General features: G+C 49.1%; 4 protein-coding genes and 1 pseudogene. All 5 read right to left on the bottom strand.

Translation table 11 applies throughout. The features are described from left to right. Window positions 1-396, bottom strand: a pseudogene (locus tag AUK29_10680) (hypothetical protein). Window positions 397-681: 285 nt separating this feature from the next. After that, on the bottom strand, window positions 682-1,908 hold the full coding sequence (locus AUK29_10675) for a hypothetical protein (GenBank protein OIP61022.1): 1,227 nt from the start codon (window positions 1,906-1,908) through the stop codon (window positions 682-684). A 73-nt stretch (window positions 1,909-1,981) separates the two neighbouring features. After that, entirely contained in the window at window positions 1,982-2,401 is a 420-nt protein-coding gene (locus AUK29_10670) for a hypothetical protein (GenBank protein OIP61021.1), read from the bottom strand. Next, a complete protein-coding gene (locus AUK29_10665; GenBank protein OIP61020.1) occupies window positions 2,398-2,655 on the bottom strand; it encodes a hypothetical protein in 258 nt (85 codons plus the stop codon). The genes AUK29_10670 and AUK29_10665 overlap by 4 nt, the downstream gene beginning before the upstream one ends. 296 nt (window positions 2,656-2,951) lie before the next feature. Then, a partial coding sequence (locus tag AUK29_10660; protein ID OIP61019.1) for a hypothetical protein occupies window positions 2,952-4,328 on the bottom strand: 1,377 nt, incomplete at its 5' end.

The raw sequence follows: 4,328 nt of genomic DNA, 5'->3' as shown, positions 1-4,328 counted from the left end.
ATGCTCGGTCAGGGTGAGCGCTTGATAAGGCAGGCCCCATTTACGGAGTGCGCCAAAGGCGACCGGCGTCATGGTCCGGATCCCGACCTCTTCCAGCCTCAGGATCTTTCCCCACTCATTCTCCGCGCCGTCCTTGATCCGAAAACCCGTGAATACCGACCGGATTCGTGCAAGGAGCGGCGGATGATGCCGTTTCAAATGAAAGATGTGGGACCGGCCGTCCTCCCCTTTCAGGTAAATCCTGACTACGGAACGGTAGCGGTTCTGCTTGAAAAGCTCGCCGCCGGAAAGATCATAAAGCGCGTCAAAACGATTAAGGCCATGCCCTTTCAGAAGGGCATGGTAATCCCAGTGGATCCAGAGGCACCCTTCCTGAATAAACTCAAACCGTTTCATTGCCTGCCTTGTATGGGTCTTCGCGTAATATAGCGGGGCAATTAAACCTCTGTTCCCCTCTTTGGAAACTTGTCCTCGAATGATTTTATCGAGTAAGAGGAGTTGGGGGAGATTTCAAGAATCTCAAGCCGTCAATATTGTCTATTTACCCTTTCTCGTCTCTTCTTCTCGTCACCCCGGCATGATTTTAGCCGGGGTCCAGGATGATTTTTAAAAAAAAATCTCTGGATTCCGGCTTAAAACGTGCCGGAATGACGGTGCGGAACCATGCTCACCGCCGGAATCTCAGCCAGTCAGCACGCTCCACGGCACAGCCACAATCCGCTCATCCATGCGGCGGATTTCGTTGCCATTATAGACCAGCAGCCCGCAGGAAGTCTCCGGATACTCCTCCATAAAAAGTTTCAGGCCCTCAATATCCGCATATAGCGGAACGGACGTCAGCTTGACCTCGACTGCCAGAAGCTTCCGCCCATGCTCAATCACAAAATCCACTTCTTTGCCGTTCACAGTACGCCAATAATACACACGCGCCTTAGGAATGAGAAGATCCGACAGCACACGCAAATGCTGCAAGATAAAGGTCTCAAAGAGAGCCCCTGCCTCTCTCGCCGACCGGACACTTGCAAGGTCGTGAAATCCTGCCAGGAACGCGGCAAGCCCGGAATCCAGCCAGTAGAACTTCGGGGCCTTAATCAATCGCTTGGTTCTGTTCACATGAAAAGCCGGGAGCCTCTCCGCCAGACAGGAAGTCTCAATGAGGTTGATGTAACGGTGCACAGTGGATTGACTAATGCCCGCGTCCCTCGATATCTCAGTCTGATTCAGCATCTGCCCGCTCCGCAATGCCAGCATCTCCATCACCCGCCTGAAATCCGCCAGGGATTCAATTTGTGAGAGTGCCCGAAGATCCCGCTCAAGATAGGTTGCGACGTATCCCTCCCACCACATGGTCACCGCATCAGAGCGGTCCAATGACATCAGGGAAGGCATGAAACCCTTGGAGATCTGTGCAAAGGGATCATTCTCTTCTTTCTCGACCTTTCCGTCAGGGGGAAGCTCCCCAGAGAAAAGTTCGCTCACAATGGATGGAACGGAACGTCCCCTTATTTCTCCAAGGGTCATGGGATACAATCTGAGATACACGGCTCGTCCGGCAAGGGTTTCGCTCACCCTCCGCATCAGGAGCAGATTCGCCGAACCCGAAAGAACAAACCTGACCCGCCGCTTCTTGTCATCCACGGCCATCTTCACAGCGGAAAGAAGAAGCGGTGAATTCTGGACCTCATCAATCACTATAGCGTCCGCTCCCGCCCACAGCGCTGAAGGGTTAATTTCAGCCTGATGACGAATGTCAAAGTTGTCCAAAGTTATGTATCGCCAATTGCAGACCGGCTCGGAATACTGGAGAAAAGTGCTCTTGCCCGTCTGCCTGGCCCCGGTCAGCACAATGATGGGATGAATGGGCAGGCAGGCCTCGAAAAAAGATTGCAGACATCGGGGCTTGTAAATGAATTCGTGTCTTGAATGATTATCATTCATAGCATGAATTATAATACATCAAGGCCTTATGTCAAGATAAAATTTAAGAAGGCACGTTCACAAAACCTGCTGTTAGAAAATGTTTGTCAAAACTAAACGCCTTTTCAATCTTTTGCCTCTTCATAATAACAAAGCTTACAGCATCGGTATAACTGAAATCCTGATCATGATATTGTTTCAAGATCTTTTCAGCATCCGCCTCCACATCTTCGCTGGAATAGACCTTCATAATTCTCGGGCTTGTCTTTACCTTCTCCAGGAAATCCAGAGCAGGCTGATGCCCCAGCTCATTTAGAATAAGAATATAGACCTCAGCTATTACAAAATTACTTGTAATCAAACCCTTATGAGATGTCAGGAGTGATGGATATATCGAGGCCGCCTTTTTATGATGGGCATCATCTCTATCTGCAAGAGCAACCCATGCGCTGGTATCAACAAATATATTATCAGAAGATATCATCGCTTCCTGGAAGCAGCATATCTTGCAATATAGCGATCATGCTTGTCAGCGAGATCACTTTTACCTGAACCACCAAGTCCAATTAGCCCCATTGCCGGATCTTCTTCTATGGGGAGTTCCTTTAAATATTTCTCTATGCTTTCCCGGATAATCTCAGACTTCGAGACACCCCGCTTCATAGAAAGGATCTCTAAAATATTTGCCTGCCCTGGTTCTATATATATTTGAATGGGTCTTTTCTTTAATGTTCTCATATCATCATTATATACATCACAGAATGTGATGTGTCAATATTAAACTGAACCGCTTCCGTCAAAAAATAACTTTGAAAAACACCTTGACGGGTTCATGAACAAATAGTATGTTTTCATGAAAAGAATACAGGAGCGGGTCTCTGATAGGGTGTGCGACAAAAATGCCTGCCCTCGACTACGATCGGGGGTGGGTACACATCAGGATTATATATGGTTGTCATTGTCCGGCTTGACCGGACAATCCACTCTTCGATAAGCTCAGGGTGACAATTGTCATGGTGAGCTTACGGATACCATTATTTTTGTCTTGAAAGGTCACTCCACTCATTGGCTTTCTCTGTGCTCTCCTCATATAAATTCGGAAGATGAGCTGCATGAGAGGTCAGCGTATAGGACGGGACCAGATCCATCAATAAATTCCTGATCCAGGCCCACTGCTTCTGCTGGATAAAATCTTCAAACAATTTTACTTTTTCGAGCACGTTTCCATGGTTATTGGATGAGTCCCTGCCCACGAAAATCTTCGGGTGATCTGTAGGCTCGACGCCCTCCGAATCCGTCAGCAGTTCCTCATAAAGCTTTTCACCCGGCCGGATACCGGTATATATAATCTCGATATCCACGTCCGGCTCCAGGCCGTTCAGCCGGATCATCTCACGCGCCATGTCCACTATCTTCACCGGGTCTCCCATGTCCAGGAGAAAGACCTCCCCACCTTGTCCCATGGCCGCCGCCTGCAGGATCAGGATAGACGCCTCGGGGATGCTCATGAAATACCGCCTCATCTCTTCGTGGGTGACCGTCACCGGACCGCCTCTTCGGATCTGATCTTCAAAAATCGGAATCACGCTTCCACGGCTTCCCACCACGTTTCCAAAACGGACGGAGATGAATTTCGTCCGGCCCGAGGCATTCAATCCGTTGACGATCTTCTCCGCAACCCTTTTTGTCGCACCCATGACATTCGTCGGTTTGACCGCCTTGTCTGTCGAAACCATGACAAATTTTTCAACTCCATAGTCATTGGCAACCTCTGCAACCGTCCTCGTCCCCAGGACATTGACTTTGACCGCCTCCTCGGGGTACTTCTCCATCATGGGGACATGCTTGTAGGCCGCCGCATGAAACACAAGGTTCGGAAGATATGCATTGAAAACCGACTCCAGCTTATTTCTATCCTGAATATCCGCCACCACGGAAGAGAACTCAGCCCCCAGCCCGCCCCTGCCTGTCTCCAATTCAAGATTGAAAAGCTCTGTCTCATCAATATCCAGGGCAATAATCTGCTTGGGCTCAAATGACAGCACCTGTCGAACCAGCTCCGAGCCTATGGATCCTCCGGCGCCGGTAATCAATACCCTTTTACCCTTGATGAAATCATTGACCATCCTCCGGTCAATGGAGGCCTGCTCTCTTCCAAGAATGTCTTCAATCCTGATTTCCTTGATATCGGAAAGCGAGACATTCCCGTGTACCAATTCATTCAATCCGGGAATGATCCGGATCTCCTTGACATGGGCCTGTCGCACCACGGATAGAATTTCTCGGATTTCACGCGATGACGCGGATGGAATGGCAATCAGGACAAGCTCAACATTCAGATTCTTCACCATATCTTCAATGTCTTCCCGCTTGCCATGTACCTTTACACCCTGAATATAAACCCCTTTTTT

The organism is Nitrospirae bacterium CG2_30_53_67 (genome assembly GCA_001873285.1).
Classification (GTDB): Bacteria; CG2-30-53-67; CG2-30-53-67; order CG2-30-53-67; family CG2-30-53-67; genus CG2-30-53-67.
The sequence above is the reverse complement of the archived record's forward strand: the minus strand, read 5'-3'. Positions and strand labels throughout refer to the sequence as shown.

What these genes read in the sequence shown, in the direction of transcription:
- AUK29_10670 (OIP61021.1), bottom strand. Translation starts at nt 2,401, where the DNA reads ATGATATCTTCTGATAATATATTTGTTGATACCAGCGCATGGGTTGCT.
- AUK29_10665 (OIP61020.1), bottom strand. Translation starts at nt 2,655, where the DNA reads ATGAGAACATTAAAGAAAAGACCCATTCAAATATATATAGAACCAGGG.